This window comes from Paramagnetospirillum marisnigri (assembly GCF_001650715.1).
Taxonomy (GTDB): domain Bacteria; phylum Pseudomonadota; class Alphaproteobacteria; order Rhodospirillales; family Magnetospirillaceae; genus Phaeospirillum; species Phaeospirillum marisnigri.
Genome location: NZ_LWQT01000101.1, coordinates 1 through 3,770, shown reverse-complemented (window position 1 = coordinate 3,770; position 3,770 = coordinate 1). Strand labels below are relative to the sequence as shown.

The 3,770-nt window shown below is 59.4% G+C and carries 4 protein-coding genes; 1 reads left to right on the top strand and 3 read right to left on the bottom strand.

Annotated elements, in window-relative coordinates:
* Positions 1 to 251: 251 nt before the first annotated feature.
* From A6A04_RS18380 to A6A04_RS18370, 3 genes are all read right to left on the bottom strand, one after another.
* Positions 252 to 1,109, bottom strand: a complete 858-nt coding sequence (locus A6A04_RS18380; RefSeq protein WP_068495488.1) for a ParB/RepB/Spo0J family partition protein — start codon at positions 1,107 to 1,109, stop codon at positions 252 to 254.
* On the bottom strand, positions 1,109 to 1,771 hold the full coding sequence (locus tag A6A04_RS18375) for a hypothetical protein (RefSeq protein WP_068495487.1): 663 nt from the start codon (positions 1,769 to 1,771) through the stop codon (positions 1,109 to 1,111). Before A6A04_RS18375 ends, A6A04_RS18380 begins: the two co-directional genes overlap by 1 nt.
* Positions 1,772 to 1,850: 79 nt before the next feature.
* On the bottom strand, positions 1,851 to 2,411 hold the full coding sequence (locus A6A04_RS18370) for a recombinase family protein (RefSeq protein ID WP_068495486.1): 561 nt from the start codon (positions 2,409 to 2,411) through the stop codon (positions 1,851 to 1,853).
* 144 nt (positions 2,412 to 2,555) lie between these two features.
* Between A6A04_RS18370 and A6A04_RS22520 the strand changes: the two genes are divergently transcribed.
* Complete coding sequence (locus A6A04_RS22520; RefSeq protein ID WP_156612684.1) at positions 2,556 to 3,404, top strand: hypothetical protein; 849 nt, start codon at positions 2,556 to 2,558, stop codon at positions 3,402 to 3,404.
* The last annotated feature ends 366 nt before the right edge of the window (positions 3,405 to 3,770 follow it).

The window sequence follows — 3,770 nt, the reverse complement described above, 5'->3', positions numbered from 1 at the left end:
CTCCGTCGCCCCTGGCCAGGCAACATCAACCATGCTTCACTAACATTCGATCTGGAGCCGCCATTGGGGGCCGGTCACTGACGTTCAGCGGTTCCCAGCACGGTCCAAGCAACAGATTGATCGCATCATTGCCCTCGTTGACGAATACGACGCCTGTGATGACAGCCTTCGGGAGAGGCTGTATCGCCTATTCGGAGCCGAAGAATGACCTGAGAGTGCATTTGCACCATCGTAGGGAATGCACCGCAGGATCAGAAGTCGTCGTTCTCGTCGCCCTGACCGTGGCCTTCAGGGACGTACTGCCGCAGTTCGCGGAACACCTCCGGCAGCTTGCGCCCGAAGTAGATGTTCAGCGTCCGTGCAGCCAGTTCCGGGTTGCGGATCAGCTTGCCGGTCAGCTCCTTGCGCATCCGGCGGGCGTAATCCGAGGCCCTGGCCTCCAGCCATTCCTCCCGCTCGTCATCGCTGTCGAAGGACAGACTTTCTCTACCCGACGCAGCTTGGAGGGCTTTCCTCCAGCTTTTATGCTCGAAGGCTTCTTCGCCCAACGTCTTCAGCACATCCTTCATGTTGCTGACCTGCCGCAATGAAACCCTAGCCGCCTCGGCAACCTGCTTGCGCTTGTATTCGCCCAGTCTGACGAGGCGCCATGCGAAGTCTTGGCACTCGGACTTGGTCATCGGCTGCTTGATCTTGCTATTGGCCCGGCCTGCCTCCAGCACCGCCTCCTCGACGGAACCGGCGAAGTAGACCACCGGAACCGGTTGAGTGACCTTGGCGTTCAGGTAGGCCTCGCGGCGATGGTGACCATCGACAAGGTAGGCGGTGCCGCCGATCTGGATCACCACCAGAGGGTCAAAGATGGTGCCATTCTTTGCTTCGCGGATCAGTTCATGGAGGTGGTTCTCGGCCAGTCCTCGGGGCTGGAACAGGGCGGTTTCGGTGGCGATGGCCGAGATGGGCAGGTGATCGGGCAGAACCTGGGGGACAGGCTCGGCATCGGCCTGGGCCTTCAGCTTCGCCAGCAGAACGGACGGCTCGAACTCGACCGCATCCAGGCTGGCCTCTTCGGGTTCCACAGGGGCGGGGGTGGTGGAGTTCTGGTTCATCACTTCAAGTCCTTCACGGCCTGGGCCAGTTCCTCGTTCTCGCGGCGGCGCTTCTCCGCATCCTCTTCCTCGCGGCGAGCCAGCAGCAGACCGGCCACGCCGAAGGTTTCGGCCAGCATCGCCCCCATGACCTCGGCACTGGTGGCGGGCAGATCGCGGTAAACCCGTTTCAGCTTGCCGGTGGTCTGATCGTACCAAGTGCCCGCATTCACATCGGCCAGACCGCGCAAGCGGCGGGAAAGCTGATGGCGGAAGGCATCATCCGACAGGAAACGGCGTGGGGCCTGTTCGTGCATCAGGTAGAGCGCCAGGGCGGTTTCGACCACCTCGCCCGGCTCCACATGCTCGGCCAGCTTCACCACCTCCTGGCAGGCTTGCCGCTCGTTGCGGTTCATGGCCTTGCCGTTCAGGTAGGCGGCGACCACGCCCCGGCAGTGATCCACCAGGGCATTCCATCGGCCCTCGATGCTGGACCACAAGGGGCTGTTGGGGTTGTTGGCCTTGCGCTGGCGGATGATGGCGCGGTAGGGGGCCAGTTCCGCCTTGGTGACGCCGTCCTGCATGGGGTGGCCGTGGCGGCGCTGGCGGCTCTTATGGGTGCTGCATAGGGTGCCCCAGCGGGAGGACGGGGCGGAGCAGCCCGGAACTCGGCAATGGTGCATGATGACTTCGTCCAGAAATTCGCGTCCGTAGCCAAAGGGACAGGAACGAAAGCAAAAATCAGGGACAGAGGCAAGACCCTCAGGCCGAGGCCCCGTCAAGGATGCGGTAGACCGAAGCCCGCCCAATCCCCAGGCGCTTGGCGATCTCGGTTGCTCCGACACCTTCGGCCTTGAGGCGCAGGACATCCTCTTCCTTGGCGCGGGCGGTGGGCTTGCGGCCCTTGTACTTGCCGTCCGCCTTCGCCTTGGCGATGCCTTCCCGCTGGCGTTCCAGCATGATCTCGCGCTCAAACTCGGCAATGCCGCCCAGAACCGTCAGCATCAGCTTGCCGGTGGGCGTGGCGGTGTCGATGCCCATGTTGAGGATGCGCAAATCCGCACCCTTCGCCTTGATAGTTTCCATGATGGTGAGCAGGTGCCCGACCGAACGGGCCAGCCGATCCAGCTTGGTGACCACCAGGGCGTCCCCCTCGCGGATGAAGTCCAGGGCCTGGGCAAGCTGTTCGCGGTTGGTCACGTCCACCGAGGACACCTGCTCGCTGAACAGCTTCTCGCATCCCGCTGCCGTCAGGTCACGTGCTTGGGCTTCGATGCTGGCCTTCTGGTCCAAGGTGGAGGTGCGGGCGTAACCGACGAGCATGGGGCGTCTCCGAATAAATCGTCTCACAACGTCTAAGATGTTGTGTGGCGAATTGTCCCAGAAGTCAAGACCCATTCTTTTGGGACGCAAGCAGACCTGCAGCGAGACGCCTCACTGGGGCTTGGTTCATTGGGACGATCACGATTGATTTCTTCTATTGCTTGCTTCGGCTATGCTTCGATCCTCGTCTGGTTTTGGTGGGGGGATATGATGGATTGGAACCAAGCGTCACAGATTGCCCAGGTACTCTCAGTTCCAGTTACCGGATTGGGTGTTCTCGTCTCGCTTGGCATTGGGATCGGAACGCTTCGTGAGCTACGCAATGAACGTATTCATAGCGTCAGACCACTGCTTTTGTTTGACCGTGGCGGATTTTCCGTCGCCGTCGAGCTTATCGATAGTGGCTTGATCCCGGGATTGAACCCCCCGTTTGCAAAGCAGTTCACGACACACCGGCCACCAGGGAAAAATAGAGTTGATGCAAAAGAGCCTTGGGGAAGATTGCGCAATCATGGCAATGGCACAGCATTCAATTCCCGCATCACCTTCCTTTTCGACGAGGCCCATATCGGCGGCGAATCATTCAAGATAGATGAGAAGAAGAAAAAGGAATTCCCATACTCACAGACATTCAACACCATTCCAGCAAGTCCATCCCATGTTCAAGCGGGACAAGAGGCTTGTTTTTACCGCCTTCCCACGCCTATTGCCCATGACTACCAGCACAAGATCGAGCGGATGGAATGCTTTGCACTAATTGAGTACGAGGATGCTTTCAAAAATTCGTTCAAAACCGTGCAGGAAGTTCGCGTATCAGTTCGGCTTGCGGAGGATGTGCCGAAGGTGCTCCTCACTTTCGGAGAAGAGGTCGTTAGCACCGAGAGGCTATCTGCTCTGGCGATAGAAAATCACAGCTCGCCCCATGCGGGAGAAATGAAGGTTTCTACGTTGATCGCTAGGGGGCTCAGGCTTTTCGCCAGAGCCTTCTTATGACGGCCCAACGGGTTCAACTTCTCTCACTGGAACCATCTTGCAGCCTCGACCAACGTATTGATATGAGGGCCAATCCTCCATCACATTGGCCATGAAGGAGGCCATGCCCCTCTGGATGAATTCGTCAAAGTCTCGTTGCTGATCTCCAAGAGCCCCTACCGGGGGGAATGTCATTCTGCCGCTTGATCGTTAGCCCGCTGAGATTTTTGCCCCGGAACATCCGGGAGCAGGTGCCCCAGGTCCAGTCCCTCGTACCGCAGCCGTCCCATGGCCTCGGCCAGTTTCTTGATGTCAACGGCGACCTAATTTTCCCCATTTCGGGCGGACGGAAATTCCCCAGGTGGAGGGATCGGTGATCAGCCGGAT